Source organism: Paenibacillus sp. BGI2013 (assembly GCF_002843485.1).
Taxonomy (GTDB): Bacteria; Bacillota; Bacilli; order Paenibacillales; family Paenibacillaceae; genus Paenibacillus; species Paenibacillus amylolyticus.
Window position 1 is genome coordinate 351,583 of sequence record NZ_PJFA01000004.1, and the last position, 19,913, is coordinate 371,495.

The 19,913-nt window shown below is 43.5% G+C and carries 12 protein-coding genes; 10 read left to right on the forward strand and 2 right to left on the reverse strand.

Features of this window, described 5'->3' with window-relative positions; translation table 11 throughout:
* Positions 1 to 70 precede the first annotated feature (70 nt).
* Complete coding sequence (locus tag CXK86_RS12570) at positions 71 to 952, reverse strand: LysR family transcriptional regulator (RefSeq protein ID WP_101313834.1); 882 nt, start codon at positions 950 to 952, stop codon at positions 71 to 73.
* Positions 953 to 1,131: 179 nt separating this feature from the next.
* On the opposite strand from CXK86_RS12570, the gene CXK86_RS12575 reads away from it, so the two are divergent.
* Entirely contained in the window at positions 1,132 to 2,517 is a 1,386-nt protein-coding gene (locus tag CXK86_RS12575; RefSeq protein WP_257467832.1) for an MATE family efflux transporter, read from the forward strand.
* A gap of 75 nt (positions 2,518 to 2,592) precedes the next feature.
* Here CXK86_RS12575 and CXK86_RS33015 read toward each other — a convergent pair whose 3' ends face one another.
* Positions 2,593 to 2,709: an IS3 family transposase gene (locus CXK86_RS33015; RefSeq protein ID WP_370511442.1), complete on the reverse strand. Its 117-nt coding sequence runs from the start codon at positions 2,707 to 2,709 to the stop codon at positions 2,593 to 2,595.
* 132 nt (positions 2,710 to 2,841) lie between these two features.
* Between CXK86_RS33015 and CXK86_RS12580 the strand changes: the two genes are divergently transcribed.
* From CXK86_RS12580 to CXK86_RS12620, 9 genes are all read left to right on the forward strand, one after another.
* Positions 2,842 to 3,789 carry an ABC transporter permease gene (locus CXK86_RS12580; RefSeq protein WP_036671347.1) on the forward strand — a complete coding sequence of 316 codons (948 nt, stop codon included), beginning with the start codon at positions 2,842 to 2,844 and terminating at the stop codon, positions 3,787 to 3,789.
* 13 nt (positions 3,790 to 3,802) lie between these two features.
* A complete protein-coding gene (locus CXK86_RS12585) occupies positions 3,803 to 4,672 on the forward strand; it encodes a carbohydrate ABC transporter permease (protein ID WP_036615551.1) in 870 nt (289 codons plus the stop codon).
* A 65-nt stretch (positions 4,673 to 4,737) separates the two neighbouring features.
* On the forward strand, positions 4,738 to 6,324 hold the full coding sequence (locus CXK86_RS12590) for an extracellular solute-binding protein (RefSeq protein ID WP_101313835.1): 1,587 nt from the start codon (positions 4,738 to 4,740) through the stop codon (positions 6,322 to 6,324).
* A gap of 315 nt (positions 6,325 to 6,639) precedes the next feature.
* Positions 6,640 to 8,157, forward strand: coding sequence for a sensor histidine kinase (locus CXK86_RS12595; RefSeq protein ID WP_257467833.1), 1,518 nt, complete (start codon positions 6,640 to 6,642; stop codon positions 8,155 to 8,157).
* Positions 8,157 to 9,767 carry a response regulator transcription factor gene (locus CXK86_RS12600; protein WP_101313837.1) on the forward strand — a complete coding sequence of 537 codons (1,611 nt, stop codon included), beginning with the start codon at positions 8,157 to 8,159 and terminating at the stop codon, positions 9,765 to 9,767. The genes CXK86_RS12595 and CXK86_RS12600 overlap by 1 nt, the downstream gene beginning before the upstream one ends.
* Before the next feature lie 97 nt (positions 9,768 to 9,864).
* Complete coding sequence (locus tag CXK86_RS12605) at positions 9,865 to 12,096, forward strand: FAD-dependent oxidoreductase (protein ID WP_101313838.1); 2,232 nt, start codon at positions 9,865 to 9,867, stop codon at positions 12,094 to 12,096.
* Positions 12,097 to 12,113: 17 nt separating this feature from the next.
* Entirely contained in the window at positions 12,114 to 13,322 is a 1,209-nt protein-coding gene (locus CXK86_RS12610) for an SGNH/GDSL hydrolase family protein (RefSeq protein WP_101313839.1), read from the forward strand.
* Positions 13,323 to 13,593: 271 nt separating this feature from the next.
* Complete coding sequence (locus CXK86_RS12615; protein WP_101313840.1) at positions 13,594 to 18,657, forward strand: golvesin C-terminal-like domain-containing protein; 5,064 nt, start codon at positions 13,594 to 13,596, stop codon at positions 18,655 to 18,657.
* Positions 18,658 to 18,995: 338 nt separating this feature from the next.
* Positions 18,996 to 19,883 (forward strand): cation diffusion facilitator family transporter, encoded by an 888-nt coding sequence (locus tag CXK86_RS12620; protein ID WP_076253149.1) that lies wholly within the window; start codon positions 18,996 to 18,998, stop codon positions 19,881 to 19,883.
* Positions 19,884 to 19,913 lie beyond the last annotated feature (30 nt).

Sequence of the window (19,913 nt, forward strand, 5' to 3'; positions counted from 1 at the left end):
TGGGGACACGTTAATAACGTGTCCTTGTTTTATTGAAGAATAACCACACTAAAGGTAAAGCGCACTTTTATTATGAACCATAGATATCCTTTATAAATTGAATAAAGTGAGCGGTAGCTGAGCTAAATATCCTATTCTTTTTCCAAGCGAGTACATGATTTGTTATTCGTTCAGGTTCAAAGGGAACAAAACATGTGCTATTACTTTCCCGGATTGTATATGATCCGCTTACACATATGGCATACCCCAGTTTCCGTTCTACCAACTGCATCGCATTAGTCAATAAATTATGGGAAGCAAAAATAGTAAGACGATCATTCTCCACACCAAGCCAACTTGCAATCTCATTCTGCACAATTGTCCGACGGGGTGGAATTAAGGGTAATGAAAGTATTTCTTGAATCCCAATGGTTGATTTCTGAGCAAGAGGATCATCTCGTCTCATCAGAATGCCCCACTTGTCCGGATAGGGTAATCGAACATAGTCATATTTTGCAGTTTCAATGGGTTCCAATAATATGCCAATATCGATATTTCCTCGATCAAGCTTTTCTCTAATGTCATCTCCATCTGCACTATACAGTTCATATTGTACTCTAGGATGCCGGTTAGAGAATTTCTCTACAATTTCTGCCAACGCTTTGGATACAATGGACTCCACACATCCAATAGAAACTACTCCACCAATTAAATCCTTTTGTTCTGCCAGATCTCTTTCTGTCTTGTCTAAGAGGGAAATGATTTCTTTTACCCGTTGCTGATACAAGAGACCGCTATCTGTTAGTGTAATCTGTCTTTTTCCTCGTATCAACAAACGCGTACCCAGTTCTTCTTCAAGATCCATAAGCTGCCTGCTTAGTGTTGGTTGCGTAATATGAAGGATTTCTGCTGCTTTTGTTATATTGCCTACTTTAGCCACAGTTAAAAAGTATTTTAAAACCCGAATATCCACAACTTATCATCCTTTCATAATACATCGGATAAATCATTCACAGATGATTATACGATACATATTAGGCATGATACAAAATACACCATAGGTATTAGTAATTATACAGATAGGAATTTACAATGAATGGAGAACGTGACTTGAGAGTTATGTAGTGAATAATAGAATATGAGGTTGAAACTATGAATAAATTGAAAATGCCATTTTCGACCCCGTTGTTATTTACGGATAAAGATTTGATGAGAATATTTATCCCGTTAATTATTGAACAAATTTTAGCATCTTTGATCGGATTGTCAGATTCAATCATGGCAGCTTCTATAGGAGAGTCAGCCGTATCTGCAGTTTCTTTAGTCGAAATGATTATGTTACTGTTAATAAGTTTATTCGCAGCTTTAGCTACGGGTGGCACAGTGATTGTAGGGCAATATCTCGGAAAAAAACAGGAAAATCAGGCCAGAGAAGCCTCGAATCAATTAGTTTGGTTTGCTGGAGCAGCAGGGCTTGTTATTATGATTTTTATTTATCTCTTTAAAAGCTTTATTTTAGATATTCTCTTTGGCAATATCACCGACGAGGTATATAACTATGCCAACACTTATTTATTGATCGTCGGAGCTTCTATTCCTTTTTTAGCTCTCTATAACGCTGGAGCTGCCATATTCAGAACGATGGGCAACTCCAAATTGCCTATGAAAATTATGCTGGCTATGAACATTCTGAATATAGCGGGCAATGTCTTGTTCATATATGGGTTCAATATGGGGATTGCAGGGATTGCTATTCCTACTTTAATTTCCAGGATAGGTGCTGCAGTATGCGTTCTAATTCATCTAACAAATCCTAAGCAAATTCTTCATCAGAATAAAACCGTAAAGCATAAGTTTAATTCAATGATGATTAAACAGATCATGCGAATTGGTGTACCTTATGGAATAGAAAATGGAATATTCTATTTTGGACGATTGTTGATACTAAGTTTGGTATCTACATTTGGAACAGCTGCTATAGCTGCAAATTCGGTTGGCAGTACGATTACTTCATTGCAAGCTTTACCTGGAATGGCCATTGGTTTAGGTATGTCCATAGTCATTTCCAGATGTGTAGGTGCTGGAGATTTTACACAGGCTAGATACTATACGAAAAAGATACTTGGTATCATTTTTGTGGCACAGATTGTGAGTTCCGTGGTGAGTTTAGCCTTGTTCCCAAGTATACTGAGCATTTATAATTTTTCAGCAGAAGCAACGCAGTGGACTACTGAGATTGTGTGGAGCCATGCGATTGTCATGATATTGATTTGGCCTTTCGGCAATGCACTTCCATCGGTATTTCGGGCTGCTGGAGATGCAAAATACCCCATGCTAGTGAGTATGATTACTATGTTTTGCTGTAGAATTATGTTCGCTTATATCTTGGTATACCTATTTGAAATGGGGATGTTTGCAACATGGATAGCTATCTATTGTGATTGGTTGATAAAAGGAGGGCTGTTCATTTGGAGGTATCTTAATGGGAAATGGACTACATTCCAAGCTACCGAGCTAAATGGCAGGAAAGCTGAATAATTAATCGAATTGCTTGAAGGGATGGCTTTAAGCATCGAAGTTCACAGAAGCGCTCCAAGCTGCGGCGCAACGAATTTAAGAAGCTACGGGCGTTTCCCGGTATTCAACCGAGGAACGCCCGTTTAGTCTTTTCTGGAATCGGTTCTGGTTATAGAACATAGTATATTCGCTCACTTGCTGCTCAACCTCCACTTGGCCGGGATTAGCTGTTGGAACGAGCCAGGCACACTTCCTTAAAATCTTATAAGAAATTCTTGATATTTCAGAAATTTATCCGATAGGTGGGTGCTATTATACAAATACAAACAAAGACGAGGTGATGAAATGCAAGCAAAGTTGGCAGCGGACGCCATTCCCATCTCCAAAAAGCGAAAGACATGGATAAGGACGATACAAAAGCACAAAGTGATGTATGCTCTCTTATTACCAGCCTTAATTTACTTTGCGGTATTCAAATACATTCCTATGGCGGGAATTATGATTGCTTTTAAAAACTACAACCTGGCTTTGGGACTATGGGATAGCCCATGGGTGGGATTCAAAAATTTTACGGATTTTATGAACGGAGTTTATTTCTGGGACATCATGAAAAATACGATTGTTATATCGCTGTATAAGCTATTGTTCGGTTTCTCCGCGCCAATCGTACTTGCTTTACTCCTCAATGAAGTGTATAGCCAATGGTTTAAGAAAATCGTACAGACAATCACTTATTTGCCTCATTTTCTATCATGGGTCATTGTGTATGGAATTATGGTAGCCTTACTTGCCCCGGGCGATGGTCTCTTTAACATGATTTTGAAGGACTTTGGTGTTGAACCCATTTCGTTTCTAACCGAACCTGCCTGGGGCAGAATGCTGATCATCTTATCTGAAGTATGGAAGGATATTGGATGGGGGGCGATTTTGTACCTTGCTGCCTTGGCAGGAATCGATCCAAGCTTGTATGAAGCGGCTCGAATGGATGGTGCATCCAAATGGAGACAGCTCTGGCATATCACGTTACCCGGTATTCGAGGAGTCATTATTCTGATGCTGATTCTTAAATTAAGCCATATCCTGGATGCGGGTTTTGACCAAATATTCATGTTTGCCAACACCTTTAACCAGGAGAAGATCGATATTATTGACACATGGGTATACCGCGAAGGGTTGGAACGTCTTAAGATTGGCTTGGCTACGGCTGTAGGATTGTTTAAAGCTGTCATCGGATTTGCTTTAGTGTTGGCAGCGAATAAGCTCGCCAAAAAATTCGATGGGCAAATCTGGTGAGGTGGTCTTTAGAATGATCCATATGACAATCGGGGAAAAAGTCTGGCAAACCGTCGTTTATGTAGTTCTTATTATATTATCCCTACTGTGCGTGCTGCCCTTTCTATATGTGGTTGCTGTCTCCGTAACACCTGAATCGGAAGTATTAAGAAGAGGGATTGTGATTATACCAGAATCCTTTACCTTTCTGGCCTATAAAGAAGTATTCATTTCTCATGGGATCTGGCAGGCGTATAAAATTACGTTGTTCCGAACGATTGTAGGGACTGCGTTAAACGTGTTTTTTACGGTAATCGCGGCCTACCCGTTATCCAAAAAATATTTGCCCGGAAGAAGTCCATTTTTACTCTTCATTGTGTTTACCATGATGTTCAGTGGGGGATTAATTCCGACTTATTTACTAATCCGCTCTTTGGGATTGTTAAACAGTCCTTGGGTATTGATTATTCCAAATCTCATTAGTGCATTTAATCTGGTGATCATCAAAGGTTTTTTTGAACAATTGCCTGGTGAAATTGAGGAATCAGCGAGGGTAGACGGTGCCAGTGAACTTCAGACGTTATGGCGGATCATTTTACCCCTGTCCTTACCCGTCCTGTCCACCATTTCCTTATTTTACGCAGTCGGGCATTGGAACAGTTATTTTGATGCTATTGTATATATCAATGATTCCAACTACATGCCACTTCAAGTGATTTTGCGCAACATTCTGCTTAACGTTGCAACTCAAAGCGCTGATTCGCTCGCCAATTCCGGGGCTGTCAGTACGTTCGCTGTGCAGATGGCTACAGTAGTTGTAACTACAGTCCCGATATTGATCGTTTATCCATTTTTGCAAAAGCATTTTACCAAAGGTGTACTCCTGGGATCCGTTAAAGGATAAAAGGTGTTCCAACCTAACTTATTACGGGGAAACCGTGATAATATACAAGCAAAGGAGAGGTCAATATGCAGCGTAAAAAGATTTCATTTGCTATTCTATCGGCAATCTTAGGACTTGGAACGCTTTTATCAGGATGTGGGGGGAATGAAGAAGTTACATCGATAACTTCGAGTAATTCGCAAGGCCAGTCTGGCCAGTTTGCAACAAAAATGAAAATCTCAATGTTTAACCAAGGCACTTTTAATGCTGCTGCTCCGGTACCTCCACGTGATGAAGATATTCAACGCCAAATGTTGGAAGAAGAGATGAACATCGACTTGGAGATGATGATTCCTCAGGCTGGGCAAGCAACAACCAAACTGAATACACTCATTGCAGGCGGGGATATTCCAGACTTGATCTTTTTGAAAAGTCGTGCTGATCTTGCGCAATATTACGACCAAGGAGTTCTTGCCGATTTGACACCGTATATGGACCAATTCCCTGAACTACAGAAACGATTTGGCACCGACTCATGGGAGGCAATGTCCTATCAAGGGAAGACCATTGGAGTTCCAGGCTATGATAATGTAAACGGTATCAGTCGAAGCTTCTTCATCCGTAACGATTGGCTCAAAAAGCTGAATATGGAGGTACCAACGACACCTGATGAGTTGTTCGAAGTTATGAAAGCCTTTACAGAGAAAGATCCGGACGGGAATGGCAAAAACGATACGTACGGATTCATCGGTGGTATGAATAAAGAAGGTAATCTGCAAACCTATGGCTTTGATAGCTTGATGTGGATGTTTGGCGTCAATCCTCCTTCAGCCGTTGAGATAAAAGATAATGAACCGGTATTTCTGTTTATCGATCCCAAAATGAAAGAGGCGCTTGCTTACATTAATAAAATGATGACAGCCAAGGTGGTTGACCCGGACTGGGTGACGATGAATTCGCCGGATCTGTTGGACCAAAAGATGTTTAAGGGTAGAGTTGGCTTCATGATCAGAGATGCTCGTAGACTGGAACCGGATTATCAACAGAAAATGAAAGAAATTAGTGGCGAGGTGCCCGAATGGATCGTTATTCCTCCGATGAAAGGTCCTTACGGGGATCAAATTGTAGAGAGAAAATCATTTCAGGGCAATTCATGGGCCATATCCGCAAAAGCGAACGAGGACAAAATCATTCGGATCTTGTCCATGTTAAATTATCTCTTTACGGATGAAGAAGCCTATCCGAACTTTGCATACGGAATTAAAGGCATCCATTGGGATGTTGTAGACGGCAAGATCAAAAATAAAACCTCCGAGTTATCGAAGGAAATGAAAGAGAAGTACCTATGGGTTGATCATTATAGAATGCCGCGCCGTGGTGATGATGCGGAGTACTTCAGTTTCCAGAATCCGAAGACAGCGGAAGCTTTCAAGGACAATCAGCAATATGTGGGGCCAACGTTGCCCGGAAATTTATTGACCCCAGACCCTAGCGATACCTTGGATGCTGACCGCACTCGTTTCATTAATGAAAGCTTGGTTAAATTTATGACGGGCAAAGAGCCTCTTTCCAACTGGGACAATTTCCTCCAGACGCTGGATACCAAGTTTGACATGCAGAAATATAAGGAAACCGCAATCCAGCAATTTAAAGAAGCCGGCCTTATCAAGTAAAAATAAACGAAGAGAGAGTGGCTATTCGTAGCCCCTCTCTTTATTAGCATATGCTATTCTTAGTTTAAAACGGAACTAAAAGGAAGATGATGGATGCGAAGAAGAATCAGCTTGCCTTTAAAATTATTTTTTATCGTGTTTGCCTTTGTATTAGGCTGCATCATCTTGATAAGCCAATTGTCTTATCGCTATGTCCAAAAGGAAATAAGAACCAATGACATTTTTTACACCAATCAAATATTAGACAAGGTTGACCAGTATTTTACCGTTAATTTTTCCTCTTTCCAGACGATTCTCTTCTCAGTTGAAACATCAGTGAAAGCCAACATTAACAATACCGAAGTGATTAAAAAGCAATTAAGGGAGCTGTATGAACTCAACAGTATTTATGTCAGTAATATTTATTTGATCAAAAGTGATTTATCCATTCTGGGTGGAAGTACACCTACTCGAATATTCGATGAACCTTTATCTGAAAGAGCACCTTTATTTGATGCGGCTGACAAAAATAGAAGGACTACCTTTGTTAGTGAACCTTACAAATCGAAGTATTCTGGCTGGACCGTTACGATGGTTCGATATCTGAACGGTGCTCCGTTTCCTATGGCCATTGCGGTTGATTTGGATCTAAATGCCATTGAAGAAACCTTGTTCAAGATTAATAAACAGGAACAAATGAATCTGGCTCTGATCACTGCGTCAGGTAAGATCATTGCCGGATTTTCTGAAAATAAAGGACCTCTGAATATTCAAGATCATTCTTTTTCGATCGGAGAGACGTCAGCGGAAGAAATTCTGGATACGACAGAAACAAACCTTCAACTGTTTACCAACGATGGTATTCCGGTCTCCCTTTTGAAAAAACCAACGGAGAAGTTCAACTGGACCATCATCTCGATCAACGATGAATCACGCTTAAAAGCAGCGTTGTCCAGATTGGAAACCTATTACCTCGAGCTGCTCGCTGCAGGTCTTCTTTTAAGTTTGTTCATTTCTTTTTTTGTTGCCAAATATATAAGAAAACCACTTTATACGCTCAAAACAAAAATGAAGCAGGTGGAACAAGGTATCCTCACAACGACTATAACGATTAATCGAAACGATGAGTTTGGCGATCTTTCACGGGCATTCGATCGTATGCTTCAGCAAATTGTTGAACTGATTCGCCGAGCTGAACTTCATAATGAACTTGAGCGGAAGCTGGAAATCCAAGTGTTACAGTCTCAAATAAACCCACATTTTCTGTATAACACACTTGGTTCAATCAGCAATGTGATACGTCTCGGACAAATAGAGAAAGTAGATGTGGTGATCGGGTCACTAATTTCATTATTGGAGTATGGGATAGACGATGCATCTGAGAAGGTTTCCCTACGCCAGGAATTACGCAATGTAGCGGACTATATCGAGATCCAGAACATTCGGTATAACCGAAACTTCCACTTGATTGAAGATATTGAAGCAGGACTGATGGATTTTCCTGTTTTTCGAATGCTGCTGCAGCCCCTTGTGGAGAATAGCATCTTCCATGGTTATAACGGAGGGGGAATTGAGGGACCTATTACGATTCATGCGTATAGGGAGGACAGCATCGTCATCATCGAAGTTGTTGATCAAGGCGAGGGAATTCCAGCTGATAAAATAAAGCATATTTTAATCTCAGAACCGAGTGAAGAAGAAGTAAAAAGAAAACGAATCGGGCTGAACAATATTCATGGTCGAATAAGACTCCACTACGGAGATCAATTCGGGCTGGATATCATTAGCATACCTAAGGAAATAACCCGTATACGCGCTGTATTCCCGGCAGAATTGCCAAAAGGAGATGCATAATGGGGAGAGACTATACCTGCTTCATTGTTGACGATGAAGACCTGATCATTCAACGATTGGAATTGTTTTTTAATGAACTCTCTCATAGGGATCGACGATTTGTTCTGGTGGGCAAAGCGAATAATGGGCTGAATGGGATCGAGGAGATCATAAAACTTAAACCGGATATCGTTATATCCGATATTGTAATGCCGCGTATGGATGGCATCTCCATGATTGAGGAGCTCAAGGCGGAGCTCCCCCATACCCAGTACATACTTCTGACCGCCTATTCATCCTTCGAATACGCTCAGCGGGCGATTCAAGCCAACGTATTGGAGTACATTGTAAAGGTTCCGCTGAGGGAAGCCGATTTGAATCGAGCGTTGGATAAGGCAGCCGGAATTTTAAATGAGTTTGAGAAAAAAGAAGCGGAATTTCACTCGTTAAATGTATCCGTGCTTGAAAATAAATACAGAGTCCGCAAGCAATTTTTTAACGAATTGATCCGAGGTGAAATTCCTTCTCATCGGGCATCGGATTTTGCCAATCGCATGCAGTTTCATTTCTTTCAAGCCAACTATTGCTGCTTCATCGTTGAGATGAATACGTACGAAAGTTTCCGAAACGAATACGCGGCCGCAGATCAAAACATCTTGAAGTATGCGATAACAAATATCATCGAAGAAACAGTGATGAATGGTAGCAGTGGCGTAGCTGCGGATCTGTCCGATAATCGTTTTATTGGCTTTTTATCTTGGGAAAATAACCGCAGTGATATGGAAACGGAATATGCTTGTTTATCCTTGGGAGGGCAGATCATCTCTCATTTGCATCAATATTTGAATAAAAGGGTATCTGTCGCTTTTGGTGGTCCGCACCGAGGCTGGGAATCGATCAAACAGGCGTACACGGAAGCTAAAAATGTGAGTGAGGATTTCTATTATCATACCGAAAAAGTTGTAAAAACACCGATGCATCGGTTCCAATACCATAATGACAAAAAAGCAGACTTTCAGAAGAAGCTTGCTGATTTTCTTATACGGCTGAAGAGGAAGATTTCCAAGGAAGAGCTGGATAATGCACTTGCCGATCTGTCGCAATTTGCTACGGACCATAAAATCCACAAGTCCATCATGGTGCCAATGATTAGAGACTTGTACAGAGACATTACCGTGAAATTTAAATCGGGGAATAAGATGGCCATGGAAGTTCCAGACTTCCCCATGGAATTTATGGCTTTTCAGGAGCAGCTCGCCTATATTGGCGACTTCACATTCGAATACGTGCATGCGGGCCAACTGTTACATCGTGCAGAAATTATGAGTGCTATGCATTATATAGAGACAAACCTGAAACAACGTTTAACGCTGGAGGCAATTGCGGAGGAAGTGAATCTAGCGCCGTCGTATTTTAGCAGCTTATTCAAAAAAACAATGAACGAAGGCGTGATCAGCTACATTAACCGTAAAAAAATCCATCTCGCCCTCGAGTTGTTAAACGTTCGAGATTATTCTTTATTGGAATTGTGCGAGGAGGTAGGTATCGTCAATGAAGGGTACTTTTGCAAACTTTTTAAAGAATATACGGGGGATACACCTAAGCAATATCGGATAAAAATGACACGGTAGGAATTCAAATAAGGATACAAAAAAATGTATGATTTTTTCGCGAAATCCTGTAAAAAAAAAGGGGTCAAAACCATTACCATGATAGGAGCATCTAATCATGGAGGTTATCAAAATGGAGCTTATGAAATCAGATGTAACCGTCATAGGTGGAGGAATTGCCGGGATATGCGCTGCCATTGCTGCCGCACGCCAAGGGTTGCTGGTTTCACTTATCAATGATCGGCCAGTTCTGGGTGGAAATGCGAGCAGCGAGGTCAGAGTTCACATTAACGGGTCGGCATATCTCGGAAACAGTCCATCCTATTATGCTCGCGAAGGCGGGTTGGTGGAAGAACTCAAACTGAAGATCTTTCATTATAATCCGTTATACAACAAAAAACTTATGCTTTCACTTTCGGATACGGTCTTGCTTGACATGGTTTATGATGAACCCAACATTTCTCTATTTCTGAATACATGTGTGCATGAAACGGGCATGGAGAACGGCAGAATTCAATGGGTGGAGGGCCTTCAATTGGCTTCCGAAAGAAAATTTCGTTTTGAAAGCCCAACCTATATCGATTGCTCCGGTGATGGAATTGTTGGATACCAAGCAGGTGCTCACTTCCGATGGGGAAGAGAGGCGAAGCATGAATACCAGGAGGAGCTCGCTCCAGAAGTGGCGGATCATTACACCATGGGTGATACGATTCTGTTTCAAGCCCGTGACGTAAACTATTCCGTTCCTTATGAAAGGCCAGGCTTTGCGTATGATATTACGAAGCTAGAGTTTTTTGATAGTATCAGAAAAGGATTAAACCATCGATCTTTTCCAAGGAAAATCAACGGGCTTGGCGGATTGTGGTGGCTGGAATACGGCGGACATATGGATATTATCAAGAATAATGAAGACATCGCGTTGGAACTGCGGAAATTGGTATACGGGATCTGGGATTATATCAAAAATAGCGGTGAGTTTGATGATGTAGACAACCTCATCCTGGATTATGTATGCCCGATTCCGGGAAAGCGGGAGTCGAGGCGGTTTATAGGGGAACACATGCTGTCTCAGAACGATATTACAGAAAAGACTCATTTCGAAGATGCGGTATCCGTCGGAGGTTGGTATATGGATCTGCATGCAAATAAAGGCATCTACGATGAAGGGCCGGCTACCGCGTGGAACTTTGTGCCGGGATTGTATAATATCCCTTTTCGCAGCTTATTTTCACGCAATATTCCTAATCTCATGTTCGCTGGCCGTAATATAAGCGCTACTCATGTGGCTTTTGGGTCTACAAGGGTGATGGCAACTTGTGGTTGTATGGGGCAGGCGGTAGGAACGGCTGCTGCGTTATGCGTAAAATATGATACAGACCCTGCGGCCATCGTCAAAGCGCATATGGGTGAGCTTCAGGCGCAGTTGCTTCGAGACGGGCAAACAATTGTAGGGCTTCAAGAGCCGCTAGATCCTTATTTCGTAGACGGATTAACGATTCGTGCCTCGTCTCAGCGAAGCTATGAACAACTTCATACAACCGAAGAGATCTTCTTGGAGAAAGCGTTATGTTTGGTCTTGCCGATTCAGACATCCGTGGCTGAAAGCGTGCAGATCAAAATTAAAAATAAATCCGAGCATTCGGAAACGTTGCAAGTGAAGCTGTTTGGCGGGGCTCGGAAGGAAAACTATATTCCCACCAGCGAGCTGAAGGGCTACAACTTGGTGATTTCAGCGGGTCACGATGACTGGATTACACTGGACCTCAGCCTCAAGAAGCCAGAAGACGACAAAATCTACATCGTATTGGAAGGTACGGCGAGCCTTGCCGTGTATGGCAATGAAGAGAAAATGACTGGAGCGGTGAGCTTCCTTTATAGACCGGAAGAGCCATCCAGGCTGAAGAAACTTAATAAGAGCATTTGCTTCAAAGATCTGATACCATCCCAGGATATGTATAATCCCGCGAATGTCGTCAACGGTTTCTCCAGACCTTATGGTCTGCCAAACATCTGGATTTCGGAACGTACGGAAGGACAGGAATGGTTGGAATTTGGTTTTGCAAGCCCCAAGAATCTGGATGAAATCCATCTTGTTTTCAATTCGCAGCTGAATTTGGAGCATTTCGATGATCCAATCGAGTCGTTGATTCAAGATTATGATGTGACTTTAACTTTGGAAGACGGAACCGAGAATGAAATTAAAGTCCGTGGGAATTATCTTTCATTGAATAAACATCAGGTGCATGCAGAAGGTGTAACCCAAATCCGGTTTGATTTCTGTGCAACGTATGGTTCGCCTTATTATGAAGTGTTTGCTGTGAAATTTTTTGCTCCTAAAAACGCTAAGTGAGGGCGGGTGAAGTCGTGATGAAGGAATTTTTCCCACGAAGAGGGCTACCTAATGTCATTCAGAAGTTGGAAAATGGGGAAACAGTAACAATCGTTTATTTTGGCGGCAGTAATACACGTTCGAAAGGATACAGGGTCATGACGGCGGATTGGCTGCGAGGACAATATCCCCATGCCGATATCCGCGCTGTGAATGCAGGCATTGATGGAACAGGATCGGACCTCGGTTGCGCCCGTTCAGAGACAGATGTGCTTCGTCATCAGCCTGATCTCGTATTTGTTGAATTCGTTGGCAACGATGGCGGAGTTCCCGAATCCAAGGCGCGGATCGAAGGCATTGTCCGACAGATTCGCAAGCGCAGCCGGTTTATCGATATCCTGTTTGTATATACGATCAAGGAGCGGGATTTGACCTCATTTCAATCCGGCGAATACCAGAAGGGCGCTCTTATGCAAGAGGAAGTCGCCGACTATTACGGTATTCCTTCGATTCATCTGGGCGTAGCGGTCAGTCAATTGGTTTCGGATGGAAAGCTTATTTTTACTTCAAGAGCAGACGTGTCCATCCCCGGAGCCGTTATTTTCACGCATGATTCGATCCATCCGACGATTCCCGAAGGACACCAGATCTACACAGACACCATCATTCGTTCGTTTGAGAAAATGAGCGAACTTCGAGATCACGTGGGAAAAGTCGAACATCACTTGCCGCAGGACCCCTTGGTCCCGGCCAATCCTTGGGAGTATGCAACCATGCTGCCACTGGATCGTCTTACTCATTTTTCCGCAGGATGGTCTTACATGACCTCTGATGATTTTCCTTTAGTGCGTGAGTATGATTGGTTGTTCCCCGGATTATGGCGAGCAGTTGATGCCGGAGAGGCGATCACAGTGGAGTTTGAGGGAACCCACATCGGCTTATTTGATATCGGGGGGCCGGATTCTGGCCGATTGAAGGTGTCGGTGGATGGAGGAGAACCCTTCCTTATTGATCGATTCACGCTCTACAACGATCATAATAGAAATCAATATATTTTCTTGCCGGAGCTACCAAATGGGAAACATACAGTTCGCTTCGAGATCGATCACGAGAAAACTGACAAAGCGGCCGTGTTTGAGGCAAGTGGCAATGAACGAGGTATGGAACATGTTCGGCAACATCCAGCTTGGTATGATCAAACCGTCATTCAGCTTGGAAAATTGTTATTGGTGCAGCCGCCTTTATAATTGATAAGTCCTCTTGGAACACTTGAAAGACCTATATTCTATCTGACTGCAACTGAGCAATCAATTAGGATGTAGGTTTCTTTTTTTACTTAAAATCGTATAAGAAATTCTTAAAATGAAAGAAATTTCACCGTCATGTAACATGCTAAGATAAAAACGACAGAGCGGAATTAGACAGAAGGGGAAGGTTAAGTGCTTTTTTACGATCATTAGAGCAAAAGGTAACTCATTTTTGGAAGCGTTATCATTTTAAGGAGAGGCTGTGAATTGTATGGTCAAAAGGAAGCTGTTTTTCTTCATCGTTTTCATGTTGACGGTCGTAGTTCCTTCCAGCCTGATCGGAATAAGGGCCGCTGATGCGGAGACCTTACCTTATCAGACGATTATCATCGATGACGGGAGTATCAAGATCAATGATGTTGTGACACCTGATGCGGGTAACGAGAACAATGGATATGTGGCTCCAAATTGGACTACAAGCACAGGGGTGAAGGGGTATGATCTTTCCAGCACCAAATATACGAGTACAGCAGGCAGAACGATAACATGGAATCCACGCTTGGAAGCAGGAACCGCGAAAATATCGTTCTATAAGCTGGATTGGGCGGATAAGGCTGATAGCAATGTAAAAATCGAAATTGTTCATAATGGAACAACGGATGTAGTCTTTATGGATCTAAGACCCTCATCTGGCGCTCCCGCAGGGTGGGTTGATTTGGGAGAGTACTATTTTTCTGGAGTTGGTGAAGAATTTGTTCAATTGACCCGGTCTACCGGCACCACAAACACGATCCTTACACGCGCGGATGCGGTTAAGTTCGAAGGAAATATAAAGCAGAAAGAGCCACATAAGACAATCATCATTGATGATGGGAGCCTCACAATTGATCATGTCGTTACGGTTGATTCCGGCAACGCTAATAACGGATTCTCCGCTCCATATTGGAGCACAAGCGCGGGAGTGAAGGGATACAATAATTCCAGTTCCAAATTTACAGACGCTGTAGGTAGAAGCATCACCTGGAATCCACGCTTGGAAGCAGGGACGGCGAGAATATCGTTCTATAAGCTGGATTGGGCGGATAAAGCAGATAGTAATGTGAAAATTGAGATTGTTCATAACGGGATTACGGATGTTAAGTTTATGGATCTAAGACCTTCGTCAGGTCCATCGGTTGGATGGGTGGATCTGGGGGAGTATGAGTTTAGTGGTGATGATAGCGAATTTGTCAGGCTGACTCGAACACAGCCTTCTACGGGTACAATTATTACGCGGGCCGATGCAGTCAAGTTCGAGGGGAATATCCGTCAACAGGCACCACCTTTGCCCCCGCTGCGGAGCCGCACATTAACAAATCTCAGTTACACAGAGAAAGGTAGCATCGAAAATGCAAACTACAAGGCAACCTTCTATGAAGCGGCATGGGATGGGGGAAAATCCATCGTTCGTGACATGTTCTACAAAAACACAGAAACAGGAAACTGGGAGCCAATAAATACTGTGGTGGAAAGACTTGAGGAACAATGGGTTTTATTGGATGGGAATGCGGGGAGCCGAACCAATTACTACGATACGATGAACAAACGCTGGATTACATTCGACGGGGTCCATTTTCCAGACAGCCAGACGGCGGTATTAACCGATGCTACGCATGGCAGTGATTACGATTTTGAAGTGAACTGGTCCATGGCAGGGGATAAACCAGATGTTTCTTTTGCCTTTACACCTCGCCGCGACGGCAATTATGTGATTGGATATCAGTCCTTCACAACAGAGGCAGTCTCGGGCATCAATGAAGTGTTAAATGGATTCAGGTCACATGCCAAAATGGTAGGTACGGTGGAATCAACAAGTTTAAGAGAGCTGAGCGCTCCGATGAGCCTGGTTGAGAAAAAAGATGGTTCAGGAAATCCATTAACGTATGGCGTATTTGTACCTTCGGCAGAGCTTCCGGTTGAATTTGAACCGACGGGAGGTGTTACGAAACAACGGCTTGGCATGAGCCTGGTTAACAACGAAGGCAGCGTGCAGCCAATTCTGTATGCGCCTCAATTAGGGACTTATTCGCAAATGACCGCAGAAAACACCTATCAATTTCATATGGGGCTAATCGCTCAAAAAAGCAATCTATATGAGTCCTACGTGGATATTCTTCGCAATGAGTACGATTATTCGGCATACCGGAAAAATGTGTCAGATCAATCGCTTACTGATGCGATGTTTAATATGATCGATTTGCTTAAAGTTGAGCCACAAGGGGACGACTCTGTGAATTATGTCCCATCACCCAGCGGGTGGTGGAGCCGTGCCAAGGGTTTTATTGATATCGAAAACGAGGATAGCGTCCGAACAAGCTCAAATGCGGTTCTTTTGGGAGCTTATTATTTGACTGGAGATGACCAGCTTTACGATACGAGAGCACTACCGTCCGTCCAGTATGGCGTATCACGAAATGGTATCGGTTGGTCGCCAACGCAGAAAAAAGTATACGGTGTGCCTTCGTTATGGAAAATGGCTACTCTGCCGTTTGATGTTTCAAGTGTCACCGCTGTTCACCAGATGATGGGAACTACAGCTGGTATTGGGGCGCTGGCACAGGAAGAATACCTCGTACGTGACCCGGATCAGAAAGACCGCGGGCCTGTTATTCAACCCCTGATGATGTATCGGATGACGGGAGATGCGCAGTATTTGCAAGCTGCGAAGGATGCAGCCGACAGTTATATCACGCAACATATCGATACGCCAGCATCCGTCGATGTGAGTAAAAATGAGTTCATTTATTATTATAGCAAGCTGTGGATGGAGATCTTGGAGCTATATGAGGAAACTCAGGATCCCAAATACTTGGATGCCGCCTATAAGGAAGCCAAACGCTATGCAACAATGTTTGTTGCTCGTCCAGTTCCTGAAGGTAACGTTACGATTCCTCAGCCGGAGACATATAATTACGCCGAGTCGTTCCATTGGCCGGAAAGTGGTAAATTTCAATATCCAAGACTCAAGCTTCCCGAAGATATTGCCGGAGGTGTTCAAGCGGAGCGTTGGCTTGTTTCACCGAGCGGATTGACGTTTGAAGCAGGAAGTACAACCGGTTATTATCGGATGAATGCTCAGGAAGCTCCGTTCATGCTGAGATTGTCGCTCTATACAGGGGATGAACTGCTGCAGGATATTGCTCATAATGCGGTTATTGGACGATATTCCAGTTATCCAGGTTATTATTATAAAGGCTTCGCCGTTAGCCAACTTGAACCGGACTTTCCTCTGGAAGGCCCAAGCGGGGCTACATCCATCTATTATCACCATATTCCGGGGCAACTCGGGCAAACGATGGATTATTTGATCAGCGAACAATCATTGAAATCAAACGGGAGCATTACGTTTCCTTCCGTATTTGAAACGAATTTTTTATGGTTCAAATATCACCTTTATGGGAATAAACCAGGTCAATTTTATGGTAACTCCGACGTTTGGCTTTGGATGCCCAAGGGGATTATTAAGACCAACCATCCTCAATTGAATTGGATAACGGGTGAGAGCGGGGATAAATTCTACATCGGATTAAGCAATGCATCGTCTGAAGAAGTTCAGACTCCGATTGAATTGAATGAACAGATCATTGGATTCAACCCGGCACAGGATTATACCGTAACGATCATCCGCGACAATGGCACACCAGAGCAAACGGTAATGAGTGGCGGAATCATTCAAACCACGGTTTCAGGCAAGGGCATCACCGCGATCATTGTAGAAGGACTTAACATTAATGTGCCGCTGCATCAGGTTAGAACGGCTGATACATCGGGTGCAAGCTATTTCTTTGATACCCACAGTCCAATTGATGCGGTTAAAGGCATGCTGATGGTTAAGCCCGACGAAACGGTTTATGATGCTTATGTGCAGGCCAAAACGACAAAACCAGCGACAATCCATTATTCCTTGGATGGCGGGGCCACGTACACGACCATCCCAGATACGATATACCCGATGGAATGGTCGATACGAGTGAATGATTTATCCCAAACTTTCACGTATTACGTGGAATCGGAGGGGAAACAGACCCGCAAGCGGACACTTTATCTGCCGGATCAGGTTTCGGAAACTCCAGTCCAACCCGATGGGCAGGATAGTTCAACCATCATCGTGGATAATACGGAGGCGGAGACAGAAGGCGTCTGGATAAGGGATACGACAGCTAACGATTATTATTATGATAACTATGTGTATGCCAAATCTACGACCGGCACAGCAACAAGCAAAATGAGATGGCGGCCTGAGCTGCCGGAAAGTGTCACTTACAGTGTGTATTACAAGATTCCGCAAATCACGGCTGCGAGTGAAAATTGGGCAACAAATGCCTCATTTACCGTTTATTATAGCGGAGGCTCCGAGACGGTGACAGTTGATGAGACAACAGCGAATGGTACTTGGGTGCACCTGGGGGATTATCCTTTTGTTGCAGGCGATAGCGGGTACGTGGAATTAACCAATAAGGCCAACAAGTCCAGAGTCGTTGCCGATGCAATCATGTGGGTGGACCCAAACAGGATACCGCAATTGGAGTCTGCTGTGATCCTGTCCGATCGGAACGAGCTGCAGATGACTCAAACCGCACAACTGAGCGTAACCGGCTATTTGGATAACGGTTTGATCGGTGATCTAACACATGCCGATGTACAGTATTTCGTTGATCGTACGGATCTGGCTGAAGTGAATAGCAGTGGGGTGTTGACCCTTCTTAATCTCGATGGGAACACGGATCACATTGAGGTATGGGCTACGGTCACGATTGACGGTGTGACCTTAACCACAGCACCTTTGAATATCACGATCAGGGACCTAACGGTTATCGTGGACAGTACAAATACAACAGGGTTATACACGACAGAAGGGTCGTGGAGCCAAAGCAATTTAGCCGGATACAAAATTGGGGTTAAATCCCGCTATTCAACAGTTCAAGGATCATCAGCAACGTGGAAAGGCGAGTTTCCAGAGGGGAAATATACGGTCTCGATCTACAAACTTGTCCATACGACAGCAAACGATAACAATGTCAAAGTGGAAGTGAAACATAAAACGGGTACCGAGGTCACCTATATCGATGCAACGGCCGGCTCATCGGGTTGGGTTAATTTGGGAACGTTCGACTTTACGGGTGACGGTAGCGAGTATGTCCGGTTAACCAGAGTTTCGCCTACCACGGTAGACCCGCCAACGCTTCCTGCGGATATGATCTATACGAGGGTTGACGCAGTTATGTTCGAACGGCATTCCGATGATTCGGAGCAGCTTGCCAATGAGCCGCCAGTTGAATCGACACTTTCTGAATAAGGGCAGTGATTTATGAATGGAAGTGGAACAACGGTAAGTGATGTTATACAAATTATTGTAAAATAACATAAAGAGCCGAGTGGATCAAAACGATCCATTTGGCTCTTTGTGTCCAAGTGCAAGAAAGTGTGGTTACAAGGGAAGGCAGTCGGCCACCTTCCTCTTACCACCCATTAATCACTTAAGTTTGCCAAATCCAACTTTTTTGGATGCTCGTAAAAAAATTGCCGCGTTCAGATTATGTTTCGTCACACTCAAAACGTTTCTCTAGACCCACACAAATCTTCAATGGTACCATCATACACGTGCTTGAATTGAAGATTGCAGGAGGATATCATGTGGATCAACTTAAATACGATAATTTAAAGCTGGGGGAGCGCGGAGCTATCATCAGCATTATCGCCTACATATGTTTGACCGTATTAAAACTGATCGTTGGCAGTATGGCCGGATCAGAAGCGCTCAAGGCGGATGGATTAAACAATGCCACCGATATTGTGGCCTCAATAGCTGTACTGATCGGTTTGAAGCTTGCCCAACGCCCAGCCGACACAGATCATACATATGGTCACTGGAGAGCAGAGACCGTTGCGTCACTTGTTGCTTCTTTCATTATGATGGCAGTAGGTTTACAAGTACTGTTTCAAGCCATTGGTTCTGTGTTTCAGGGTAAACATGAATCTCCGGATATCATCGCTGGGTACACAGGCATTTTCTGCGCAGTTATCATGTATCTGGTCTATCGCTATAACAAGAGACTTGCTACTCGTATTAAAAGTCAGGCAGTCATGGCTGCAGCTCGAGATAATATCTCCGATGCCTGGGTGAGCACCGGTACGGTCATTGGGATCGTGGGTTCCCAGTTCGGCCTCCCATGGCTGGACCCTGTAACGGCTGTCATCGTAGGTTTCCTGATCTGCAAGACCGCTTGGGACATTTTCAAGGAAGCCACACATCATCTGACGGATGGTTTTGATGTTGAACTGATTCAGGAGTACAAAAAAACGATTGCCGGAATTGACAGCGTAGAGACAGTTAAAGACGTGAGAGCGCGGAACTATGGCAATAACGTTGTAGTGGATGTTGTCATAACAGTTGATGCTGAGCTGGATCTTCAACAAGCACACGATATCTGTACAGACGTAGAGAACGAGTTAATGGAGGAACATGACGTATACACCGTTCACGTTCATGTGGAACCTGATACGTTGGAAGAGTGCATTTGATAGCAAGTTTATATAAGAGAGACTCAGCAA

Bases quoted from the DNA above. Each gene is read 5' to 3' on its own strand.
- CXK86_RS12600 (WP_101313837.1), top strand. From the start codon at position 8,157: ATGGGGAGAGACTATACCTGCTTCATTGTTGACGATGAAGACCTGATC.
- CXK86_RS12590 (WP_101313835.1), top strand. From the start codon at position 4,738: ATGCAGCGTAAAAAGATTTCATTTGCTATTCTATCGGCAATCTTAGGA.
- CXK86_RS12575 (WP_257467832.1), top strand. From the start codon at position 1,132: ATGAATAAATTGAAAATGCCATTTTCGACCCCGTTGTTATTTACGGAT.
- CXK86_RS12580 (WP_036671347.1), top strand. From the start codon at position 2,842: ATGCAAGCAAAGTTGGCAGCGGACGCCATTCCCATCTCCAAAAAGCGA.
- CXK86_RS12610 (WP_101313839.1), top strand. From the start codon at position 12,114: ATGAAGGAATTTTTCCCACGAAGAGGGCTACCTAATGTCATTCAGAAG.
- CXK86_RS12605 (WP_101313838.1), top strand. From the start codon at position 9,865: ATGGAGGTTATCAAAATGGAGCTTATGAAATCAGATGTAACCGTCATA.
- CXK86_RS12585 (WP_036615551.1), top strand. From the start codon at position 3,803: ATGATCCATATGACAATCGGGGAAAAAGTCTGGCAAACCGTCGTTTAT.
- CXK86_RS12615 (WP_101313840.1), top strand. From the start codon at position 13,594: ATGGTCAAAAGGAAGCTGTTTTTCTTCATCGTTTTCATGTTGACGGTC.